The following is a 23,299-nucleotide window of genomic DNA, read 5'->3' as shown; positions in this document are numbered from 1 at the left end:
AACAATAACATTATGAAACACGCAATGAAAATTAGTATCGGAATGATTATTATTCTATTAGGAGTTTTATTAATTGGTTGTTCTGCAGAGGATGGTGCAGATGGAGCCATTGGCCCACAAGGCGAGCAAGGTCCCGCTGGACAAGACGGGCAAGATGGCCAGGATGGAAATGCCAATGTAATTGTCTCGGAATGGTTCGGACCGGATGGGCAAGTAATAATAAATAATAGTTATACTATATATACAGAATTCGAAAGGGATATAACCGATATTGATCCTGATATTTTAAATACAGGAACAATTTTGGTTTATGCAAGACTTAGCAATTTTGTTCCCGAAGTATGGCCTGCAGGACATGTGGCTCTCTTACCAATCACAGTAAGTGCTAGTGTTCAAGATCATCATTACACGTACTATTTTTCAGATACTAATCTGAAAATAAGAGTTAGAAGAGATCCTTTAGAGGAACAATTGTTTTCTCCTTCTTCCCGATTTCGATATATGATTATCCCTGCCGGCAATACCAGATCAAGTGAAGCCCAAGCAATCGATTTTCATAAAATGACATACTCCGAAGTCATGGATCATTTTGGGCTTAAATAGTAAACTTTACTATCAGTTGAAAGTTAAGTGCTTTACTCTTAAAGTAAAGTTTACAAAATATACAATTCTAACTCAATTTTATAAATATGGAAAAATATAAAATCTTAATAATAGGGTTTATGGCTTTAATTGCCTCGTATTCTTGTAGTAGCGATGACGCTTCTGATAATAGTAGGGAAACTGCATTTTTTCCATCAAAAATTAACGTAAGTGCCGGAGGTGATGCTGAAGAAGCAACTATACGCTATAACGAAGAAAATCAGTTAGTAGGTATTACTACTACAAATTCGTCAAGTTACGAATACAGTTACCAGGATGATGGACTTATTAACCAGATATTGAATACCAACAATGGTAACAGTTATGAAATTGAATATGACGGAACTCTCATTAGTAATATCACCAGAGTTTCTGATGGAGGAAATATCCCTGTATCCTACGCTGATGGGAGGTATGACCTGGAAGGAGGTTTTGCAATTTTTAATAATCAAAATCAACTCATTCAACGAAATGACATCAACATTGAATATTCAGACCTTGCAGGCCCCTTTCAAGTGTTGGATTTTCAGCCTATACTTTATCTCGACGATTTCGACTTTCTGTTTGTTAATTATATACTTTCTAAGAACGAAATTATACAACTACGGGCTGATATAGGGACCTTCACTTTTACTTCAGAACGAGACGAAAACAACAATATAGTAGATGCACGTGCCGTCGATGAGTCAGGCAATGAAAGATTCGTTTTTACAATCGAATATGAACAAAAAACAATTATAAACTGATATTCTTAAAACTTAAAACTCACTACAATGAAAAATATAATAAAATATGTACTCCTTATTTTGGTTTTGTGTGCATGCCAGAAGGAAACGGATTCAATTCAATCAGAAATACAAAATACCATTTGGGTAGAAAATATCAAATTGGGCGAAAGTAACAAACGCACGTACGGGCCTTTAATAAAGCTCAAAACTGAATATGGTAGCCTTGAATGTGAACGACGATTTACGAATTGTCGCTGCGAAGATACTCATTTAGCTACGTTCTGTAGATGGAAAGTAGATTTTCTTGAAGTACCGCCACTTGAGTTTGAAGAACCACCTGTAGTTTATGACCCTTGCCAGGAAGTGCCATGCGGATGGAATCATACAGATCCATGGGATGTGTATGAAAATATTGATCCTCTAGAATTTGGATCTATAAAAGATCATTTGCAATTAGAGATTGAGCAACCTACCGCCGAAGCATTCATTGTTGCGCTTAATGAAGAACTACTGGTAGCACAATTCTACGAAGAAAACCAAATGATGGGAGAGCCTAGTTCGGAGCCTAATGTTTATTACTTGAATAATGAAATCATATTCGAAGAGTCTCTTGCCGAAGAAATTGGGTTGAATGGAACGATAATAGAACCCGGGGAGTACCCCATATTATACAATGAAGAAAACCAAACCTATAATGTGATATTCAAGGTTCACTAATAAATTTAAATTTAAGAAAATGAAAAAAGTAATATCTGTACTGATAATATTGATTACAATATCAGTAGCTGCTCAGGATAGCTGCTCGCCGTTTTATCCGTCAAAAGAAGGAAAAACTTATATCATTCATCACTATGATAAGAAAGATCGCTTATCTACAGTATCAGAAAATACGATAAGCGATAAAAGCTCCGGATCTATAGAAATCGTTTCTAAAGTAAAAGATAAAAGAGGGAAGGAGATAGTCTCCGGTAATTTTAAAGTAGTATGTAGTGGAGGGACCACAACGCTTACTCCCGAAGCCATTATAGCTCCTGGATTGTTAGAACAATATAGAAATATGGAATATAGTATTACCGGAGACGGTTTGTCCTTTCCTGCAAATCTGTCTGTCGGACAAGAATTGGCTGATGGTCAAATTGTAATGAAAGTAGATGCGGGGATTATGAATATGACTACAACGGTTACTATGACAGACCGCAAGGTCATAGGAAAAGAAAAAATGACTACTCCTGCAGGTACTTTTGATTGTTATGTGATTACCTACACAAATAAATTGGAAATGGGTATGGTACAAACCAACACATCTAAGCAATGGATTGCCAAAGGTATTGGGATGGTAAAAGAAGAAACCCGTAAACAAAACGGAAGATTGGTCACCACAAGCATTTTAAATCAAATCAAATAAACACCTTTTGAAATGAGCATAAATAGATTTCATCATCGCACACCAATCAATATGATTAAATTTTTTATGCGAATTCCTGAGTGTGCGTAAATTTTTAGTTTACTCATTTTCAATAAATTACAAAGCTTTAAACAGATGAAAAACACGATTACATTTTTAGCATTTTTATGGGTTACTGTTACTTTTCAAGCGCAGGACGAAAGTTTTACTGCAAAAACCAAAGGAACTTATTTCGCTAATGGTAGCTTGAATATATTTTCTACCACCAGAAAAGTGAACGATAATAAATCAGACGCTTTTACCATCGAATTTATGCCACGAGCTGGATATTTCATTATGGATCGTTTAGCTGTAGGTTTAGGGCTAGTGGTAAGCAGTAATAAAGAAACTACAGACTCCGGATTAGGAGAAATTGAAACCACGGTAACCGGTTTCGGAATCGCCCCACTGGCAAGATATTATTTTGAAAATAACATATTTGGAGAAGCAGCAGTTGGTTTTGGAACCACTAAAACAAAAATTGAGGGGAGCGGGTTTGGAGATAGCAATGTAAAATCCAATACGTTCGGATTCAGAATAGGAGCTGGATATGCTTTTTTTCTTGGAAATCATATTGCTTTAGAACCTAGTATAAACTACTCTTGGGAAGATATAAATCCCGAGGATGCACCATCTGGCTACGATGAAAGCCTTTCTTCAATTTTTTTAAATATAGGAATAACAGCATTTTTTTAAAACTAAAAATTATGAAAACAATAAAAAATGTTTGGGTAGCACTAGCATTGATTTTAGTATATGCATGTGATGCTGACGATGATACAGGGATTGATGAATCTCAACCGAGATTCAGTTTTAGAATTTCAGGAGATGGTTTTTCAAGAACTTTTACCAACGATGATGATCTGGAAAATATTCAACTTAATTTGAAGCATGATGCTGACTACGAATTCATTTTTTCTGGCGGTGATACCGGTGGGACAAAATTGATCCAAATGCAGTATCCTACAGATTATATAGAGTTTGATACAACACCATTTCCTCCTGCTCCCTGGGAACAAACGTTTCCATCGGGTTCTTTATCGGGAATTATCTTTTGGGAAGGTGATCCCAGTAATCCGATAACAGGAAATATCCTTAATGGAACTTTAAGACCTAATGGAGAATTAGTTTCAATCACCCTGTATTTTAGAGTAGAAGATTTTGGAGGAGAGGCAAGAACATCTAATGTAACCGATGGCTCCTTACAGATTTTGATCGATGATCACCCAACCGAACTTATTAACCTAAATTAATCACTTAAATTATGAAAACTTTAAAATTAATAGGTGCCATATGCATTTGTATGGTCTTTTTTTCTTGTAGCAGTGATGATGATGGTGGAAGTAATCCGCCGGTACTTGAGAGCATTACATTATTACAACCTGTACAGCAAGGAACTACGGTATCTGTACAACCGCTATTTACCTGGGATGCATTTGCCAGTGATGAAGAGGTTATTTATCAAATTCTGTTAGGGACATCAGAAGATAATCTCTCTGTTGTTAATAACGATTGGGACAATACAGATTATGTCTTTGGCGTTGATAATGATATTACTCTGGAAACAAGTACCGTATATTATTGGAGAATTCTTGCCAGCATCAATGGTACTCCTGTAGCAGAGAGTGAAATACAATCTTTTACTACAGAAACGATCAATGCCGTACTTCTAACCGAAAATGCTACATATTCTAAAAGGACCAGAGCCTCTGCAGCCGCTTTTAATAATAAATTATGGATTATAGGGGGTGCTGATGAAGCAGGTAATGATTTGAATGATATCTGGTCCAGCCTCGATGGGATTACCTGGAGTAATGAAGGTACATTTTCGTTTGGGACTGTTTTGGGGCATAAATTAATTGTCTTTAATAACAAACTATGGTTGTATGGAGGAATAATAAACGGATTTACTTCTACCAAAATTTACAGTTCTGATGACGGCGTTAATTGGATAGAAGAAACTGAAAGAACACCGTTCAGCCAATATAATCAAGTACGTATGGCTGTTTTAAATGATAGAATATATAGAATAGCTGGTTATAATGCGAACTTTGATGATCTATCCGACGAACGTGCTGTATATAGCAGCACTGATGGTCTCAATTGGGATTTGTTGGCGTCCAACCACGGTTTTGTTAGCAAATACAGTTTCTGGGTTGAAGGCATCGGAAATCAGTTAATTGCTATCGAACCTTCTACTGATGAAGTATCTATAACTTTATACAGTAGTCAAGATGGAATTACTTGGAATAACCTAAGAAGCTGGGAAACTGCAGAAAGAGGATATTTTTCTGTTAAGCCTTTTAAGATAAACGACAAAATTATTTTGGTGACTCCACCAGCTTCCAACTTTGCTTTGGTTTCGACATTTTATGAATCTGAAAATGGTATTGATTGGACCTTGGCTACATCTTCTAATCAAACATTTTTAGAACCAAGAGATTATGATTTTGTGAATCTAAACGGGAAGCTATATGCTATCGGCGGTACCACAATAACGACACAAACCCTTTCAGCAGATAACCAGGTTTGGATACTTAATTAGCCTTTGATTCCCCATTTTCTAGTAAGAAAGGTTCTGAAGTTTAGGTTTTAGAACCTTTCTCTTACTTAATAAAAGTAACTTTAGAAATTTTTCCATCTTCAACTTCGTAGATCGCTATTACACTTGAATACTTTTCTCCAAATCTAACATATTCTCTGTCTACTACTTTATTGCCTAATACAATCCGGTTTTTTATTTCACAATATAAATTCGGAACTCGATCAAACATATTCTTGAAGTTTTTCTTCATTTGTTCCTTCCCGTCCATAGAAAGTTCTTCCGGAAAATTATAAATTTTAATATCCTCTGCATAGGTACCCATAAAAGCTTCAATATCTCGGGCATTGTACGCATTTACCTGGCGCTGCACGATCTCTTCTGGTGTTTCTTTAATTAATGTTTTGATATTTAAAACTTTACCATCCTTAAGAACTTCAGCAATGTGATTCAGGTTTTGAATATCGACTATCGGGTTTTTATCCAATAGGATTAAATCGGCTAATTTTCCTTCTTCCACAGTACCTAAAAGCTTTTCCAAACCAAATCCAGTAGCGGCATTAATGGTAGATGCTTTTAGGATATCCATATTCGATATACCCGATTTTTGCATGGCTTCCAATTCCTGAATATATGAAGAAGCATGCGTGGTCCCGATATTACCTGCATCTGTTCCCGTTGCAACATTAACTTTCTTGTCTATAAGAATTTTAAGATTACATAGCATAATACTATCCTCTTTTTGGTATCTGTTTTCTAACCATTCACTATCTTTTCTTAGTTTTTGTATTCTTTCAGGAACTTCTTTATCAGAAAGCTTTTTCATATCGGTTAATGATCTGTAAACCATTGGATTTGCAAATACTAGATCTTGAGGATGATTATCGGGTTTTGCGAGAAAAGATTTTCCATAGTTTTTGGAAACTATTAATGTGGGGATGTAGGTCACCTTATTTTTTTTCAGAAGATCTGCAAATTCGTCATCCACGATTTCATCTTGTATACTATGAACTAAAATATCTGCACCAGCCTGTACTGCTAATTTTGCAGTTTTGAGATTCGTAGCATGCACAGTGAGCTTTAAATTATGCTCATGGGCTAATTTTGAAATATATTCAACAACAGGATAGGATTGTTCTGCAGTAATTCCACGACCCGTGATATACCATATTTTAATAAAATCAGGTCGAAACGGTAGCATTTTATTGAACAGCGCAGTGGCGTGTTCTATAGTTGTAATTTTTTCAATAGGAATATCTTTAAGTTTAGAAAATGCTTCCGGCTGATAAGGAGAAAACAAAGGTCCTGTAACGTAAACGTTAGGTGAAAGATTACTTTTTGCAATACTATCCCTGATGTGAAAATTATAAAAAGGGCCTCCTACATCCATTACCGAAGTGATACCTAATCGTAAATATCTTTTAAAACTATCGGGAACCATATCTTTTGCAAACTGAATTTCATCTTCATACGAAACGATATGTTTTAGGTCTAATGCATCTGGACGTGTATACAGGCCTCCGGTCTGGAAAAAGTGTATATGGGTATCGATCATCCCGGGCATTACGTATCTGTCTGTTCCGTCAATGCGTATAGCAGTTTCTTTAGGGGTAATTTTTTTTGAAGATATGGTGACAATTTTATCACCTTCAATTAAGAGGTGCTGTTTTGGTTTTATCTTACCGGTAGTAACATCTATTATATTTGTATTTTCTATAAGAACAGAAGAGGTAGTTTGTGCCTCAATTGTAACTTTGCAAAGCAAGAAAAGGCAAAGTAGCATTAAAATTTGTTTCATTATTTGTGTGTTTAATAAGATAGACTGTTAATTTAATGATTTCCTTCGGATGATCTTTCGGAAACAACAGCCAGTTTGCTCGAATTTGAATTGGAAGCCAAGCGAGTGATCTGTTGCATTTCTGGGTTATCGAAGGTATAAAAAACACTCCAATCGATATCTTTTGAAGGGTTAAATTTATAAATTGTATTTCCTTTTCCCATAAGAATGGTACCATTGATCAACCAACACATATCCTCAGCTTCAGGAATAGTATTTATAATTTTTTTGGTGGCTCCCGAGATGGGATCCAATGACTTTATTTCCCAGGTATCATTTTCTTTACTGATATAACTTATCAATTTTGAATTAGGAATCCTATGTAATGATCTTCCTACTTTTTTCTGAAACGTGTAACTTGTATTATCTTTTATATTTGAAATAACAAGGGACATGGCTTCATCTTCGAGTACGGATGATACGATTATATATTTATTAAACCAAGTGTGATAGCCTACCTTCAGGCTTTCAAGCAAAACTGTTGATTTTCCTGTTTTGTAATCATAGGTATAGAGACGTTGTTTACCATCGTTATCTAATCGTATGGCAGAAACCCGTTTTTGATTGGGGATTTTGATAGGTGAGTATTCACTGCCATCAGGTGTATCAGTTATCCAGTTGGTTTTTTTATCTCTAATGTTATAGGCGGCAATATCAGTTTCACTATCACGTGTAGAAGAAAACAGAACAATATCGTCATTGTAAAATGAAGGTTGATTGTCGTAGCCTTCATTATTCGAAATATTTCTTTGATTACTTAACCCTGGGGTATTATTTTTATTGTTAATGTCAAATAGATAAACTTCAGTATTAGATTGAGAAGAAGCGAATAAAGTGGCCAGTAAAGAAATGACAAGTATATTTCTCATTGTTTTTGTTTTCTAAAGTACATCGAATAGCAATTTGTTTTTCTTAAGAATATGTTAAGACTATTTGGTGTTATTTTCGTAGAGCATATAATCCTATGATCGGTCCTATGCTCAAGAATAGATATAATAAAGTAGGATCAATTTTTTCCAGCAGAAATGACAGCAATTGTATGCTTATGATAGTAATTGCAAATCCAATACTGTTAGTGATGGTCAATGCTGTTCCTCTTAACTCTGGTGGTGAGGTTGCAGCAACCATTGTAGAAAATTGGGGTGAATCTGATATGACCACCATTCCCCAGATACAAAGGGCAATGATGAACCATTGAGGGGGTAATAAAAAAAGTAGAGGAGAGGTTACACAAAACACTCCGGAAATTAACAATGAATTATACGCTACTTTTCGGCTTCCGGTGCGTAAGGAAATTAAACCTCCCAAGATACATGATACCGTTCCAATAGCTATGACAATAAAAGACCAGAATGAAATTTGTAACTCAATCCGGTGTATATCTGCATATGTTTTGAGAATAACGGGTACAAACCCCCAAAACGCATAGAGTTCCCACATATGGCCAAAATAACCAAAAGCAGCCTTTCTAAAGTTGGCAATACCAAATATTTGGGTTATTACGCCAAGTTGTAATTTGGATACAGGCCTGCGATAAGGACCATCTGCTACAAGTAGCCACATACTTAGTCCTCCAACAAAAGCTAAAATAGAGGTGGATATGATCACAGCTTTGTAATCACTGCTCCATGAAAACTCATTGATAAAATGTGGGAAAGCAGTACCTAAAACTAGTGCTCCAACTAAATATCCCAATGCTCTTCCTAATCCACCTTTATAATAATCTGATGCTATTTTCATACCAACGGGATAAATTCCAGCAAGAAAAAAACCAGTACCAAAACGTGCTGTTAATAAATTGAAGATCGTGATATTTGGAATCAGTAATAAAAGGTTACAAATACTACCTAAGAAAGCACAGATCATAAATATTCGAGAAGGAGAAAATCTGTCTGCCAGAGTTAGTAAGGCAAAAGTTAGTGTTCCTGCAATGAATCCAAATTGAACAAAAGATAAAAGATATCCTAGAATATTAAATTCAACATTGAATTGTACAGCTAAATCATCAATGACTGCATTACCTGCAAACCACAAAGAAGTGCAAAAAAATTGCGAAATAATTATTGTCGGAAGTATGTAGAATTTTGGTTTCAGATTTGAATCGTATTTGTATTTGGTTTTAAATTATTTGAAAGCTGATAAAAGTTGATAAACTTGATCAATATCATCTACATAGTATTGTGCTACAGTTTTCTTTATTCCAACTTTTACGGTATGAGCCTCTCTTGGTAATTCTTTAAACATATGCTCGTCTGTCCAGTCATCCCCAATGGCAAATATAAAATCATAAGTGGTATCTAATAGCATTTTTGACGCAGATTTTCCTTTGCTTACTCCACTCACTTTGATTTCTAAAACTTTATCTCCTTCCAAAATTTCAAGATTATGATTGGCAATTAATTGTTGGATGGTGGTTTTTAACTCAGTTGACCTTTTCTTTCCCAAATCGGGATCTACATTTCTAAAATGCCAGGCTAACGAATATCTTTTTTCTTCTACAAGGGAGCCAGGAGTACGATCGGTGAAAGATTCGAGAATAGGACAGATAGATTCAAACCATTTGTTATCTACTCTTTCCATGAGTTCCCAATCTTTACCATTTTCTTTTAACCAAGCTCCATGTTCGGTTATTAGTGTATAATCCTTATGACCAAACCATTTTTGAATGGTATCGCGATCTCTTCCTGTGATGATAATCACTTTGGTGTCAGGTTGTTGGTGTAATGTATCTAAAGTATCAAAGACTCTTTGCGTTGGTTTTGCATTTTCTGGTAATTTTTCAAAAGGCACCATAGTCCCGTCATAATCAAGGAATAATATTTTCTTTGAAGATGCTTTATATTTGTTAGCGATTTCTTCTCGTAGAGTACTATTAATTTTCTTCAAAATATACTTTTTGGTATCATTTTTAGTTGCTTCCAAAGCTTCAAAAAAATCACTGGCCCATTTTTCAACATTGTACCTTTTTAGGCGTTTTTGTAGAGCATTATTACGTTTTATTTGTTCTTCTTCTGGCATTTCCAAAGCAAATTTCAGCGTATCTGCTATTTCTTCAAAGTTATTCGGATTAATAATAAGTGCTTCTCCCATTTCGTTTGAAGCTCCTGTCATTTCACTCAGTATTAAAACCCCTTTTTTATCAACTCTCGAAGCGATATATTCTTTAGCCACCAGATTCATTCCATCTCGAATAGGTGTTAAAAGGGCGACTTCGCTCGATGTATATAGATCGATAAGGTTTTCAAAGGGCATAGAACGATAAAAATACCAAATAGGAGTCCAGCTTACCTCGGCAAATTTTCCGTTAATTCGGCCTACCAATTGATCGATTTCATTTTTTAGTTTTTGATATTGAGGTACATTGGCGCGAGAAGGAACAGCGAGCATTACAAGCCGAGCTTTTCCTTTAAACTGCGGGTATTTATCTAAAAAATATTCAAAAGCCCTTAGGCGATTGGCAATCCCTTTGGTATAATCAAGCCGATCTATAGAAAGGATTAGTTTCGCTTGATTGCTACCTTCTTTGAGATGTTTGTTTATTTCCTGTTGTATTTCGGTTTGCTCTTTATTCGATTTCTGATCGTGAGTTTTTGCGGCATTATGAAATTTATCATAATCAATACCCATCGGGAAGGAGTCCACCTTTACCATTCGGTTATCTAAATGAATATTATTAAAATTTATCTCATGTCCAAGAATTCTCTGTACTGCGCTTAAAAAATGCCTTTCATAGTCATACGTGTGAAAACCAATTAAATCTGCACCTAACATTCCTTTTAACAAATCTTCTCGACAGGGAATAGTTCTAAAAACTTCGTAAGAAGGGAAGGGGATATGTAAAAAGAATCCAATAGATGTATCAGGTTTTTTCTTGCGTATTAAATCGGGTAAGAGTAATAGTTGATAATCATGTACCCAAACGGTATCTCCATCTTCTATATGTTGTAACACAACGTCGGCAAATTTTTGGTTTACCATTTTGTAGGTTTCCCAGGTACTTTTTTCAAACTCTGTATATTCCATAAAATAATGAAATAACGGCCAGAGCGTATTATTACTAAAACCGTAATAAAAACCTTCAATATCGTCTTCGGTTAGTGGTACTCCAACACACTGATGCTTTTTTAATGCTGCATTTACTTGAGTTTTTAAATCTAGATTAAATTCTTCTTCTGTCAGTCCACTCCAACCAATCCATAAACTGTCGCTCTGCGAGTGTACCGATTTCATACCCGTTGCCAATCCTCCAACACTTGGTACTGTTTCGATAGTATTATCATGGATTTTTAATTGTAAGGGTAGTCTATTTGAGATTATGATAGTTTTACTCATAAAGTGGGTTAAAGTTGGTTGATTTTTTTCGAATTTTGTTAAATTTCGGAAAAAGAAGATTAAAAAACGGCTATTTAAAGGAAATTTATGAAATGGTGTGACGATACATTTCGATTAGACTAAAAATGAATTGTCATGCGATTTCCTTCTGACCTTAAAACGCACTAATAAATTAATGGATGAATAATCTTGACTATGGTATTATTGGGAACTGCCAAAGTGCAGCTCTAATTTCAAAATATGGTTCTCTAGACTGGTGTTGTCTGCCAAATTTCGATTCATATTCTGTTTTCGCAAAAATATTAGATGAAAATAAAGGAGGAAGCTTTGAAATAGAAGTAAGTGACGACTATGTTATTTCTCAGAAATATATTCATAAAACTAATATTTTGGTGACAGAGTTTAGTAACGGAGAGGATATTTTTGAATGTATTGATTTTATGCCCAGGTATAAAAACGATGACGGAACATATTATGCACCGTCGGATATTGTTCGATACATAAAATTAGTTTCGGGTGCGCCAAAATTTAAAATTAAATATGACCCCAAGTTGGAATATGCTATGGGGACAACTAATCATGAAATAAAGGAGGAGTATATAAAAAGCGTTACCAACGAAGAAAAATATGATACCCTGTATCTATATTCTGATCTTGACCTTGTTTCTGTTCTGGCCGGGGAAGAAATTGTTTTACAGGACCACGCTTTTTTCTTAATTAGTTATCATGAAAAAATATTAAAACAATCTTTGGAGCGGTGTTATTTGAAACTACAGCGCACAAGGGTATATTGGCTAAACTGGAGCGAGAATACCACTTCATACAAAATATATAATGATCAAATCCTGCGAAGTGCATTAGTATTGAAGCTTCTAAGTTATGATAAGTCAGGAGCTGTACTGGCCGCAGCAACTACATCGCTTCCGGAAACCATAGGAGAGGTGCGTAATTGGGATTATCGTTTTTGTTGGATCCGTGATGCATCCATGGTAATTAAAGTAATTTCTAATCTTGGGCACAAAAGATTGGCCCAACGCTTTCTTCAGTTCATTATTGATATTATCCCTGATAAAGATGAGAAAATTCAGATTATGTACGGGATTAATGGTGAGAAAAGATTAACTGAAAAGACTCTGGACCATCTTGAAGGGTACAAAAAATCAAGTCCAGTAAGAATTGGTAATGCCGCTTATCACCAGAAGCAAAATGATATATATGGAATTTTGATGGATGTTATCTATCAACAATTTATGAAATTTGACTGTAATTTGGATAATAGTGAAGGGTTGTGGACAATCTGTAAAAGTATTGTGCATATTGTAAATGTTAATTGGGAAAAACCTGATAAAGGAATTTGGGAATTCAGGACCGAAGAAAGACATTTTACCTTCTCAAAATTATTATGCTGGGTAGCTGTAGATAGAGCTATAAAAATTGGTAAATTGATCAATAAAACCAATAAAAATGAAAGGTGGATAGTTTTAAGGGATCGTATACATAATGACATCTATCAAAACGCCTGGAACGAAGAAAAGCAAGCATATACCCAATCTTACGGCTCACCTGATCTGGATGCTTCAACATTATTGATGGAGCCCTATGGATTTATTGAGGCAACAGATCCACGTTTTGTGAGTACGGTTATGGCGACAGAAAAAGAGCTCTGTAATGATGGCCTCATGTACCGATACAAAAATAAAGATGATTTTGGATTGCCATCTTCATCCTTTACCATCTGTAGTTTTTGGTTTATTAATAGCTTGTACAAAATAGGAGAGCAGGAGAAGGCTAAGAAGCTATTTGATCAATTATTAGGCTATAGCAATCATTTGGGACTTTTTAGCGAGGATATCGATTTTAAAACCAAAAGATTGCTGGGTAATTTTCCCCAGGCATATTCTCACTTGGCACTAATTGAGACTGCTGCTAATTTTTCGGGAGGTGTAACTAAAGAGGAGAAGCTCATGGAAACTATACATTAATCTGGATATAAATCATATAAAGTTTCTGAGGTGGTCTGGGTGTAAAGCTTATTCTTTTAGTACAATAGTGCCAAAAACATCAGCATTGATCCAACCCAAATTTTTTTCTTCACCAGGAATAAAAACAGAACCAATAAAGTTTTCTCGTTCTTTACTACCATCATTATCGTTATATGCTAGTGCAAAACCAAGTTTCTGATCTTTTTTAAGTATAATTGGATCGTTTATTTTGCCTTCTTCATAAGTGTCATCATAAACAATGATCTCAAATTCCCATATAGACACGTCGTCATTAGTAACTCTTTTTGTGGTTACATGGTTGTTATAAAGTAATGGTTTTTTATCAGTACCCAGATCGACTACGTTCCCATCTAAAGCGACATGATATGCAAAAGCATTATTTGAATATTGATGATCCCCACCAGAATTGTCTGCATCGATAAAAATTTCAACACAATCATCATCCCACCATAATTTTAAAGGATCTTTATGCTGATCGAATAGGAGGTTGTCTTTAACTTCTACCAAAATATAGAGAGCTTCGGGAGTCCAGACCAATTTATAGCGCCCAAAAAAGTCACCAAAAGTATAAGGATCTCCTATCCATCTTTGATCTAGACCATACCAAAGAGCCTCTTTCCAGGCGGGATCATCCATCTTTCCGTCTAGCTTAGGCACAATAACAGCTTTTTCTACTTCTCTAATCTGATGATCTTTTTTGATGTTAGATTGAAAAGCATCCATAGGGGCTATACTAGAACTTTGTGAGATATTATAAATGACTTTCTTTTTGCAGGATATTACAAATAATAAAGCGATACTAAACAGAATAGCTATTCGGTTCATAAGTAGAGTTTGATGCATGATTTAGTATAAATGTAAGAAACAAAATTTAAAAAGCGGTTGCTACCAATGTATAAGTAACAACCGCTTTTGATTCTAACAGTAGAATTACTGAAAGTAAAAAACAAGAGGGCAAAAAAATTATTGTTTGATCACTTTTAGTTGGTTAATAGTACTTCCATTAAGGCGTATAGTATAAAAATATATTCCTGGCCTTTTTAAACTCATATTTCCAAGGTCAATGGTTTGGTTTCCTGAAGACACGTTTTTACTGTAAATGGTTTTGGTTTTTCCAATAATATCAGAAACAGTTACTTGCAATACTCCTTTTTCCATGGTAGCAACATATAATTTACTTTGATTAGAAATAGGATTTGGAGAAATTATTGCTGAGCTTTTAAGTAAAACAAGTTTCTTTTGATTATCAATACTTTCTAAGATACTTCTTGAAGGACATCCCGTTGTACAATCATTAGACCAGGCTCCCGTTCTTTTACCGCTAGTACTACCTGTTACACTAAACCATCCATTAGTGCCTCTGGTAAGATCTACGGTCTGTTGATTTCCTCCATTATTGAAAACTACACCAACGTTATTTGCAGATACCTCACTTGGTAAGGTAAAGGTATTTCTACACCACGAAGTACCGCTAACATTAGCCATAGACTGGCCGGGCCATCCGGGAGTTCCAGAGAGCGTTTGGTTGGTGGCTTTGTTGTATAAATAAACATTGGTAGTATTACCCCAGCCACCACCTGGTTTTCTAAAGTTAAGAGTAACTTGATTAGAATTTGAAGATCCACTACATGCTGTTGCGCACGTATCAGACCATGTTCCATTGGTATACCATCCTGTGGTGCTTCGCGATAAATTATTGGTTTGATTACCTCCATCATTAAAAATGACTCTAATATTATTTGCTGAGGTTCCTGCTTGTGGAGTTATTGTAAAAGAATACCAATCGGTTCCAGAAATGTTTGTCATTTGCTGTCCTGGCCATCCTGATGTTCCGGGCAAGGTTACATTCGCCGAAGCATCAAAGAAATATGCATTTACGTTGTTTCCCCATCCGTTCGGTTTTTTATAGTTTACCGTAAAAGGAGCGACAGTTTCTCCACCTGGATTGCTTCCACCCTGAGTCCATACTGCATAATCACTACCTGAAGTCTGCAATACCCATCCGTTTCCATTAGGGGACCAATTACCACTACCTAATTTCATTGCAATTGTTCCACTTCTACCATCTATATACGCTGCATATAGATCATTTCTTGCTTCAGCAATATTTATTGTAGAACCTGCATAGACTCTAACACTTTTTCTTACCGCAATAAGATCCTTGATTGCGTTACGAACTCCTGATCCACCATCAAAAAAATGTGTCCAGAACACGGCAGGGTTACCAGGGTGTGTTAAGATATATGCATACCCTTTTCTTAAGTTGGTTTCACCTCCCGGAAAAACATAGTTTGATCCACAACATTGTTGTGCAAATCCAGTATCATGATTATCTAAAAATGTAACAGATTTAGTAGGATTTATACCAATCATGCCAGATGGTCTACCTTGTCCGTCCCTTAAATAGGAAAGATTATTATCTCTAATGGCATTTTGCAAACTAACTTTAGTATTAAAATCAAATGCAGAAGAAGATTGTTGAGCAAAATTAACGAAGTTGTTGGTCTGTACTCTACTGCTTTCCAACAATTCTCCAACCGCAAAATACGGATTGGTAGCATCGTTATACTCTTTATTATAAATAGGATCATAGCCATGAACAAAATCATATCTCCAACCATCAAAGCCAATATCATTTTTCAAGAAATTCATCCATTTAATAATTTCTGCTCTTACAGCCGGATTTTTATGATCTAAATCTCTGGCGGCTGCAAAAGTACCGTTAGAGCCGTCAGATTTTAAGGCGGTTCCGGGTACATAATCTCCATTAATACTAAATTCTACAGGGCCAGGTACAAAATTTCTTCCTTCATCATCTGCGGTGATGTAAAAAGTTGGCCAGGCGGGATTAGTGAATGTTACGGCATCATTGGTGCCTACACGATGATTAATGACAATATCACTTAATACTTTTATATCCAGAGCATGATATTGATTGATAAGGTTCCTAAGTTGAGCTTCTGTACCATAAGCACTATTAAAATTATATAATTCTCTGGGCAAATATCCTTGGGGAGCGGCAGAATTACTTGGAGGTGGCATCCAAATCATATCGATACCGGCATCTTTAATAAGGTTTCTATTTTGTGATACAACATCATACCATGTTTGACCTGTGGGTTGATTTTGTACATTCCAGTCGAACGCCTGAAAAAGTACATCTTCATCTTGTGCCTTACTGTTGATGCAAAAGATTAGCATTAGCAATGCTACTAAAACTGGTTTTAAGTTTTTTCGTTTCATTTGTACGATTTTTTTAGGTTTAGATCAATTAAGATCTAGGTTTTATAATGAGTTTGTGTTTAATGTGAAGCTATCTTCACAAATTGGTAATCAATAAACTAAGTGTGTGAATTACATAAAATGATTGATGTTAAGGCTACAAAGAGGTATAACCTCTTCATTAGCAATACAGTTATATGCTGCAGGATTTGATAAAAGGAAAAATTCTAAATGTTTGTTGCATGCTACTATTGATAAAAACGGGCACCAGAGTAAAGTTTCCTCATAGATAAATCAAAAAATGAATATTACTTATTGTTGTTAAATAAACGTGGCTCAGACATACTCACAATATTAGTTGGAGGAGAGGATGATTTCATAATTAGCAAAATTTTAATTAGTAAAGTGTTTTTTGTGTTATATTTTCACTAAGTTATTACGAAATAGTCAATATGGTAAGCGTTATTATACACTACAACGTTTTCGTGTTGATAAATAAATAATTTTTTAAAGAAAAGACAGTATTCTAAACGATGTATTGAAGTATTCCGTTTTTTTAGACGAATAAATTCATAAAAAAACCGCTTTACCCAATGAAAAGCGGTTTTTTAAATCAAAATTAAACAACTCCCTAGTTTAGTGCCATAGGGAGGGCAATATTAGAACCGATTATCCTAGAAAATATCCATTTTCCTCGGCGATTTTATCAGCAATTTTAGTTCTTAATGCAACTACATTGGGTTGATTAGCATACTTTGTGAAACGTTTAAGTCCCATAAGCATCATTCGTTGCTCATCACCTTCGGCAAAAGAAACGATAGCTTCTTTTCCTTTTTTAATTGCGATATCAACAGCATTATAGAGATACAATTGAGACATTGCTATTTGCGTCTCTTGAGCTGCTTCACCAAAACGTTTTGCATTTTTCTCTGTTCGCAAAATTGCAGATTCAGCCATGTATATTTCAATTAAAATATCTGAGGCAGCCAAAAGCAACTGCTGGTGTTCTTCTAATTTAGGTCCAAATTTCTGGACTGCTGATCCTGCCACCATCAAGAATACTTTCTTAAGTTTAGCAATAATTTCTTTCTCTTCAGAAAATAAAACTGAATAATCTGGAGTATCAAAAGATGGAATACCGGTAAGCTCATCGGCAACTTTCATGGCAGGTCCTAAAAGATCTACATGGCCTTTCATAGCTTTCTTAACCAGCATTCCTACGGCTAGCATACGGTTAATTTCGTTCGTTCCTTCATAGATACGTGCAATTCTAGCATCTCTCCAAGCAGATTCCATAGGTGTATCCGCAGAGAATCCCATACCTCCAAAAATTTGTATTCCTTCATCTGTAGTATTTTGGACATCTTCAGAAACTGCTACTTTCAAGATAGAACATTCGATCGCATATTCTTCTACACCTTTAAGTTCTGCTTCCTGATGAGAATTTCCTTCCGCTTGACGGATAGCTATTCTATCTTCTATATTCTTGGCAGCTCTATATGAAGCCGCTTCATCGGCATAGGTATTGGTTGCCATTTCGGCAATCTTAGCTTTAATTGCACCAAAATTGATAATTGGTGTTTTAAACTGAATACGTTCGTTGGCATATTTAGTTGCTTCTCCGATCACTCTTCTTTGTGCATCTAAACAAGCAGCCGCTAGTTTTATACGACCTACGTTTAACGCATTCATTGCGATTTTGAATCCGTTTCCTCTTTCCGATAACATATTCTCAACCGGTACTTTGGTGTCACTAAAAAATACCTGACGCGTAGAAGAGGAATGAATACCTAATTTCTTTTCTTCATCTCCTAAAGTTATACCATTGGAAGGATCATTTTCAACAATAAATCCAGTAATGTTTTTATCGTCTTCAATACGAGCAAAAACGATAAATAGATTACAGAATCCCGCATTCGAGATCCACATTTTTTGTCCAGAAATTAAATAATGCTTACCATCATCAGAAAGTACGGCTTTTGTCTTACCAGAATTTGCATCGGATCCAGCTCCGGGCTCAGTTAAACAATATGCTCCAAACCATTCTCCTGTAGCCAGTTTCGGGACATATTTTTTCTTCTGCTCTTCATTACCATATAAGGTAATGGGCATTGTACCAATACCAGTATGTGCGCCAAAGGCAGTACTAAATGATCCTGTAGCTCCAGAGATATAGTCACAAACCAACATCGTTGATACAAATCCCATTCCTAAACCATCATACTCTTCTGGAACAGCAACACCTAGAAGACCAAGTTCACCTGCCTTTTTCATACACTCTTCTGTGAAAGCATAGTCTTTCGATTCAAATCTTTCCCAGTGAGCCCATAATTCACGGTCAACAAATTCTTTTGTGCTGTCGCGCATCATTTTTTGCTCCTCAGAAAAATCTTCTGGAGTAAATACATCTTCACAGTTCGTTTCTTTGACAAGGAATTGTCCTCCTCTAAGAATTTCTTTGTTTACAGTTTCTGTACTCATTTTATTAGTATTATTTTCTTTTTATTATTCTTTATATTAATTCAAAAATTCATAAATACCGGCGGCGCCTTGTCCTGTTCCTACACACATGGTCACCATACCGTATTTTCCTTTCATGTCACGCTTACGCATTTCATCAAACAATTGTACTGATAGTTTACCTCCTGTGCATCCTAGCGGATGTCCTAGTGCAATGGCACCACCATTTACATTTACAATATCTTGGTTAAGGTCTAATTCTCTTATCACTGCAAGAGATTGAGATGCAAAAGCCTCGTTAAGTTCTATTAATTCAATATCATTTTGTTTTAGACCTGCTTGCTTTAAAGCTTTTGGAATAGCTTTAACAGGACCGATTCCCATTATTCTAGGTTCAACTCCTGCAGCAGCATAATTTACCATGCGGGCGATAGGTTCAAGATTTAGTTCTTTCACCATTTCTTCACTCATTACCATTACAAAAGCAGCTCCATCGCTCATCTGAGAAGAATTACCTGCCGTTACGCTACCTCCTGCAGCAAAAACGGGCCTTAGTTTGGCAAGAACCTCTTTACTGGTTCCTGCACGAGGGCCTTCATCCTTGGTAACTGTATATGATCTGGTTGCTTTTTTTCCGTTCTCATCTACATATACTTGTTCTACGTGAATAGGTACAATTTGATCCTGAAAACGATCTTCAGCCTGCGCTTTTAAAGCTTTCATATGAGAATGATAAGCAAACTCATCCTGATCTTCGCGGGATACTTTATACTGATCTGCAACAGCTTCAGCAGTATTACCCATTCCCCAATAATAATCTTCATGTCCAGATTTGGCCAAATCATAGTTTAGTTCGGTCTTATAACCTGTCATAGGCACTGCGCTCATACTTTCTGCACCACCTGCAATGATACAATCTGCCATTCCTGCCTGTATCTTTGCAGTAGCCATACCAATAGTTTCAATTCCTGAAGAGCAGAATCTATTTACGGTTACACCAGGAACATCAATAGATTCTAAGCCCATTAACGAAATCAAACGTGCCATGTTTAACCCTTGAGATCCTTCTGGCATTGCATTACCTACAATTACATCATCAATGCGTGCTTTATCAAGTTGAGGAAGCTCTTTCATCATATGCTGAATAGTTTCGGCAGCCAACTCATCTGTTCTTTTAAATCTAAATACTCCGCGAGGTGCTTTTCCCACGGCTGTTCTATATGCTTTTACTATATATGCTGTTTTCATTTTTAATTAATAGATTTTAGATATTAGTATTGAGTACTGAGGTTTTATTTTCTATGCTTTTCTGAAATGAATAATTCATTTTTTGGATTTCAGTAAGCATATCAATACTTGGTTGTACTTTTTCCTTTGACAAGAGATTTAGCTCTATAGTTAATATTAATTGTGTTTGAAGCTCATAAGCTGAACCATTGGCAATACTCAAAAAATGTTTAAATTCTTTATTCGAATTTCTTCCGGCTCCTTCTGCAATATTGGAAGAAATTGAAACCACACTACGTTTAATTTGAGAAATTATACCGTATTTTTCATTAGAAGGTAGTGCACTGGTTAATTTATAAACTGATTTGGCCAAATCGATTGACTTTTTCCATATTTTTAAATCTTCAACTTTATGCATTATCTTTTTTCTAAATACTCAATACTAAATTCTCAATACTAATTACGTAACGGTTTTCCTTTTTTCAACATGTGCTCGATACGTTCTAACGTTTTACGCTCGGTACAAAGTGATAAGAAAGCTTCTCTTTCAAGATCTAATAGGTATTGTTCTGTAACAAGCGTAGGTTCAGATAAATCTCCACCAGCCATTACATATCCTAATTTATTAGCAATTTTATGATCGTGTTCAGAAATATATCTACTAGCTTCCATAGAATCTGTACCTACCAGAAACATCCCTAGAGCCTGCTTACCAAGTACTTTAATATCTTTACGGCGAGGAGGTTGTGTATATCCCTGTTCTGCCATTAGTTTAGCGTATGCTTTTGCAGTTGCGATTTGGCGATCTTTATTTACAACAACGATATCCTTTCCTTTTTGGAGAAGATTTGTGTCAAAAGCCTCATAAGCCGAGGTTGATACTTTTGCCATACCAATGGTTAAGAAATGCTCCTGAAGGATATTAAGTTCTACATCATCTTTCTTGAAAAGATCTGAAGCTCGTAATGCCATTTCTTTAGATCCACCACCTCCAGGGATTACGCCAACACCAAATTCTACAAGTCCCATATAGGTTTCGGCAGCAGCTACTACCTTATCAGCATGAAGTGAAATTTCACAACCACCACCAAGAGTCATACCGTGAGGCGCAACAACTGTTGGTATAGATGAATAACGCATACGCATCATAGAATCCTGGAAATATTTTATCGCCATGTTCAGCTCGTCATATTCTTGCTCTACAGCCATCATAAAAATCATTCCGATATTAGCTCCTACAGAAAAATTTGCTGCCTGATTACCAACTACCAATCCCTGGAAGTCTTTTTCGGCCATATCTATTGCTTTATTGAGTCCTGCAAGGACATCTCCGCCAATAGTGTTCATTTTACTTTGGAATTCTACATTTAAAATTCCGTCACCAAGATCTTCAACGACAACACCACTATTTTTGAAGACTTCAGAAGATTTACGGATATTATCAAGAATAATAAATGCATCTTGTCCGGGAACTTTAACTTGCTCTTTCTTTGGAATATCATAGTAATATGTAGCGCCTTCTTTAACCGTATAAAAGGAAGTGATCCCAGAAGCTATCATTTCATGTACCCAGGCTGCAGGTTCATGACCTTCAGTTTTCATCATTTCGATACCTTTCTCAACACCTACAGCATCCCAAATCTGGAACGGGCCATGTTCCCATCCAAATCCAGCTTTCATAGCATCATCTATTTTATAAAGGTCATCAGTAATTTCTGGAATGCGATTAGACACATAGGCAAACAGTGCTGAAAGATTTTTACGATAAAATTCTCCCGCTTTGTCTTTACCCGATACCAAAATTTTAAAACGATCCACTACTTTATCAATCGTTTTTGTCATTTCCAGAGTGGGGAAGGAAGCTCTTTTATTGCCTCTGTATTCCATGGTATCCAGATCCAAAGAAAGTATATCTTTTTTTCCTTCTGCAGAAACATTCTTCTTATAGAATCCCTGACCGGTCTTACTTCCCAACCATTTATTTTCCATCATGGTATTGATAAAATCTGGAAGTTTGAACAATTCATGTCGTTCATCATCCGGGCAGTTTTCTGCAATACCATTGGCAACATGCACTAAAGTATCTAGACCAACAACGTCTACAGTACGAAAAGTTGCAGATTTAGGTCGTCCTATTACAGGACCTGTTAACTTGTCAACTTCTTCGATAGTTAATCCCATATCTTTTACCATATGGAATAAACTCATAATACTAAAAATACCAATTCTGTTACCTATAAAAGCGGGAGTATCTTTGGCTATTACAGATGTTTTTCCTAAAAACTGTTCACCATATCCGTTGAGGAAATCCAAGACTTCTTGAGAAGTTTGTGGTCCTGGAATGATCTCAAATAATTTCAAATACCGCGCAGGGTTAAAAAAGTGTGTTCCACAGAAATGCTTCTGGAAATCCTCGCTTCGTCCTTCGCTCATGAATTTTATAGGAATACCAGAGGTGTTTGAAGTAATTAGGGTACCTGGTGTTCTATGTTTTTCAAGATTTTCAAAAACAATTTTTTTGATATCAAGTCTTTCCACAACAACCTCTATGATCCAATCAACATCGGCGACTTTTGCGATATCATCTTCAAGGTTACCTGTAGTAATTCTACTTGCAAATTTTTGATGATAAATAGGTGAAGGTTTAGACTTAAGCGCTGCGGTAAGTGAATCATTTACCAGTCGATTACGTACCACTTTATCTTCAAGAGTAAGCCCTTTTGCTTTTTCCTTGTCGTTTAGTTCTCTGGGAACTATATCTAATAATAGCACTTCGGCACCAATATTAGCGAAATGACATGCTATACCGGATCCCATAATTCCTGATCCGACGACTGCAACTTTTTTAATGGTTCTTTTCAT

At 35.8% G+C, this 23,299-nt stretch carries 18 protein-coding genes; 8 read left to right on the top strand and 10 right to left on the bottom strand.

Going from position 1 to position 23,299, the window contains the following annotated elements:
• The first annotated feature begins 12 nt into the window (after nt 1-12).
• From ACFSJT_RS03285 to ACFSJT_RS03255, 7 genes are all read left to right on the top strand, one after another.
• Nucleotides 13-603 carry a hypothetical protein gene (locus ACFSJT_RS03285; RefSeq protein WP_378318769.1) on the top strand — a complete coding sequence of 197 codons (591 nt, stop codon included), beginning with the start codon at nt 13-15 and terminating at the stop codon, nt 601-603.
• A gap of 86 nt (nt 604-689) precedes the next feature.
• The gene (locus tag ACFSJT_RS03280; protein ID WP_378318768.1) at nt 690-1,388 is read left to right on the top strand and encodes a hypothetical protein; all 699 of its coding nucleotides are present in this window, start codon (nt 690-692) and stop codon (nt 1,386-1,388) included.
• A gap of 27 nt (nt 1,389-1,415) precedes the next feature.
• Complete coding sequence (locus ACFSJT_RS03275) at nt 1,416-2,087, top strand: hypothetical protein (RefSeq protein WP_378318767.1); 672 nt, start codon at nt 1,416-1,418, stop codon at nt 2,085-2,087.
• A gap of 19 nt (nt 2,088-2,106) precedes the next feature.
• Nucleotides 2,107-2,775, top strand: a complete 669-nt coding sequence (locus ACFSJT_RS03270) for a TapB family protein (protein ID WP_378318766.1) — start codon at nt 2,107-2,109, stop codon at nt 2,773-2,775.
• A gap of 135 nt (nt 2,776-2,910) precedes the next feature.
• Nucleotides 2,911-3,510 (top strand): autotransporter outer membrane beta-barrel domain-containing protein, encoded by a 600-nt coding sequence (locus tag ACFSJT_RS03265; RefSeq protein ID WP_378318765.1) that lies wholly within the window; start codon nt 2,911-2,913, stop codon nt 3,508-3,510.
• An 11-nt stretch (nt 3,511-3,521) separates the two neighbouring features.
• Entirely contained in the window at nt 3,522-4,067 is a 546-nt protein-coding gene (locus ACFSJT_RS03260; protein WP_378318764.1) for a hypothetical protein, read from the top strand.
• An 11-nt stretch (nt 4,068-4,078) separates the two neighbouring features.
• Nucleotides 4,079-5,359, top strand: a complete 1,281-nt coding sequence (locus ACFSJT_RS03255) for a DUF6242 domain-containing protein (protein ID WP_378318763.1) — start codon at nt 4,079-4,081, stop codon at nt 5,357-5,359.
• Between the two features lie 61 nt (nt 5,360-5,420).
• Here the strand turns inward: ACFSJT_RS03255 and ACFSJT_RS03250 are convergent, their stop codons facing one another.
• From ACFSJT_RS03250 to ACFSJT_RS03235, 4 genes are all read right to left on the bottom strand, one after another.
• Entirely contained in the window at nt 5,421-7,154 is a 1,734-nt protein-coding gene (locus tag ACFSJT_RS03250) for an amidohydrolase family protein (RefSeq protein ID WP_378318762.1), read from the bottom strand.
• 32 nt (nt 7,155-7,186) lie between these two features.
• Entirely contained in the window at nt 7,187-8,062 is an 876-nt protein-coding gene (locus tag ACFSJT_RS03245; protein WP_378318761.1) for a TolB family protein, read from the bottom strand.
• A gap of 70 nt (nt 8,063-8,132) precedes the next feature.
• Nucleotides 8,133-9,251: an MFS transporter gene (locus ACFSJT_RS03240; protein ID WP_378318899.1), complete on the bottom strand. Its 1,119-nt coding sequence runs from the start codon at nt 9,249-9,251 to the stop codon at nt 8,133-8,135.
• Between the two features lie 66 nt (nt 9,252-9,317).
• A complete protein-coding gene (locus ACFSJT_RS03235) occupies nt 9,318-11,525 on the bottom strand; it encodes a bifunctional alpha,alpha-trehalose-phosphate synthase (UDP-forming)/trehalose-phosphatase (protein WP_378318760.1) in 2,208 nt (735 codons plus the stop codon).
• A gap of 179 nt (nt 11,526-11,704) precedes the next feature.
• On the opposite strand from ACFSJT_RS03235, the gene ACFSJT_RS03230 reads away from it, so the two are divergent.
• Complete coding sequence (locus ACFSJT_RS03230) at nt 11,705-13,507, top strand: glycoside hydrolase family 15 protein (protein ID WP_378318759.1); 1,803 nt, start codon at nt 11,705-11,707, stop codon at nt 13,505-13,507.
• Nucleotides 13,508-13,555: 48 nt separating this feature from the next.
• Here ACFSJT_RS03230 and ACFSJT_RS03225 read toward each other — a convergent pair whose 3' ends face one another.
• From ACFSJT_RS03225 to ACFSJT_RS03200, 6 genes are all read right to left on the bottom strand, one after another.
• Complete coding sequence (locus ACFSJT_RS03225) at nt 13,556-14,353, bottom strand: sugar-binding protein (RefSeq protein ID WP_378318758.1); 798 nt, start codon at nt 14,351-14,353, stop codon at nt 13,556-13,558.
• A 138-nt stretch (nt 14,354-14,491) separates the two neighbouring features.
• Nucleotides 14,492-16,771 carry a starch-binding protein gene (locus ACFSJT_RS03220; RefSeq protein WP_378318757.1) on the bottom strand — a complete coding sequence of 760 codons (2,280 nt, stop codon included), beginning with the start codon at nt 16,769-16,771 and terminating at the stop codon, nt 14,492-14,494.
• A 648-nt stretch (nt 16,772-17,419) separates the two neighbouring features.
• A complete protein-coding gene (locus tag ACFSJT_RS03215; protein WP_378318756.1) occupies nt 17,420-19,231 on the bottom strand; it encodes an acyl-CoA dehydrogenase family protein in 1,812 nt (603 codons plus the stop codon).
• 36 nt (nt 19,232-19,267) lie between these two features.
• The gene (locus ACFSJT_RS03210; protein WP_378318755.1) at nt 19,268-20,458 is read right to left on the bottom strand and encodes an acetyl-CoA C-acyltransferase; all 1,191 of its coding nucleotides are present in this window, start codon (nt 20,456-20,458) and stop codon (nt 19,268-19,270) included.
• A 16-nt stretch (nt 20,459-20,474) separates the two neighbouring features.
• Nucleotides 20,475-20,855 (bottom strand): four helix bundle protein, encoded by a 381-nt coding sequence (locus tag ACFSJT_RS03205; RefSeq protein ID WP_378318754.1) that lies wholly within the window; start codon nt 20,853-20,855, stop codon nt 20,475-20,477.
• 38 nt (nt 20,856-20,893) lie between these two features.
• A complete protein-coding gene (locus ACFSJT_RS03200) occupies nt 20,894-23,299 on the bottom strand; it encodes a 3-hydroxyacyl-CoA dehydrogenase/enoyl-CoA hydratase family protein (RefSeq protein WP_378318753.1) in 2,406 nt (801 codons plus the stop codon).

The sequence above is a fragment of the Aquimarina celericrescens genome (assembly GCF_042682765.1).
Lineage (GTDB): Bacteria > Bacteroidota > Bacteroidia > Flavobacteriales > Flavobacteriaceae > Aquimarina > Aquimarina celericrescens.
Note: the sequence above shows the minus strand (reverse complement) of the source record. Positions and strands in the feature narration are given on the sequence as shown.

Coding starts and splice junctions, on each gene's coding strand:
- ACFSJT_RS03285 (WP_378318769.1), top strand. CDS start 13: ATGAAACACGCAATGAAAATTAGTATCGGAATGATTATTATTCTATTA.
- ACFSJT_RS03280 (WP_378318768.1), top strand. CDS start 690: ATGGAAAAATATAAAATCTTAATAATAGGGTTTATGGCTTTAATTGCC.
- ACFSJT_RS03275 (WP_378318767.1), top strand. CDS start 1,416: ATGAAAAATATAATAAAATATGTACTCCTTATTTTGGTTTTGTGTGCA.
- ACFSJT_RS03270 (WP_378318766.1), top strand. CDS start 2,107: ATGAAAAAAGTAATATCTGTACTGATAATATTGATTACAATATCAGTA.
- ACFSJT_RS03265 (WP_378318765.1), top strand. CDS start 2,911: ATGAAAAACACGATTACATTTTTAGCATTTTTATGGGTTACTGTTACT.
- ACFSJT_RS03260 (WP_378318764.1), top strand. CDS start 3,522: ATGAAAACAATAAAAAATGTTTGGGTAGCACTAGCATTGATTTTAGTA.
- ACFSJT_RS03255 (WP_378318763.1), top strand. CDS start 4,079: ATGAAAACTTTAAAATTAATAGGTGCCATATGCATTTGTATGGTCTTT.
- ACFSJT_RS03250 (WP_378318762.1), bottom strand. CDS start 7,154: ATGAAACAAATTTTAATGCTACTTTGCCTTTTCTTGCTTTGCAAAGTT.
- ACFSJT_RS03245 (WP_378318761.1), bottom strand. CDS start 8,062: ATGAGAAATATACTTGTCATTTCTTTACTGGCCACTTTATTCGCTTCT.
- ACFSJT_RS03235 (WP_378318760.1), bottom strand. CDS start 11,525: ATGAGTAAAACTATCATAATCTCAAATAGACTACCCTTACAATTAAAA.
- ACFSJT_RS03230 (WP_378318759.1), top strand. CDS start 11,705: ATGAATAATCTTGACTATGGTATTATTGGGAACTGCCAAAGTGCAGCT.
- ACFSJT_RS03225 (WP_378318758.1), bottom strand. CDS start 14,353: ATGAACCGAATAGCTATTCTGTTTAGTATCGCTTTATTATTTGTAATA.
- ACFSJT_RS03220 (WP_378318757.1), bottom strand. CDS start 16,771: ATGAAACGAAAAAACTTAAAACCAGTTTTAGTAGCATTGCTAATGCTA.
- ACFSJT_RS03215 (WP_378318756.1), bottom strand. CDS start 19,231: ATGAGTACAGAAACTGTAAACAAAGAAATTCTTAGAGGAGGACAATTC.
- ACFSJT_RS03210 (WP_378318755.1), bottom strand. CDS start 20,458: ATGAAAACAGCATATATAGTAAAAGCATATAGAACAGCCGTGGGAAAA.
- ACFSJT_RS03205 (WP_378318754.1), bottom strand. CDS start 20,855: ATGCATAAAGTTGAAGATTTAAAAATATGGAAAAAGTCAATCGATTTG.
- ACFSJT_RS03200 (WP_378318753.1), bottom strand. CDS start 23,299: ATGAAAAGAACCATTAAAAAAGTTGCAGTCGTCGGATCAGGAATTATG.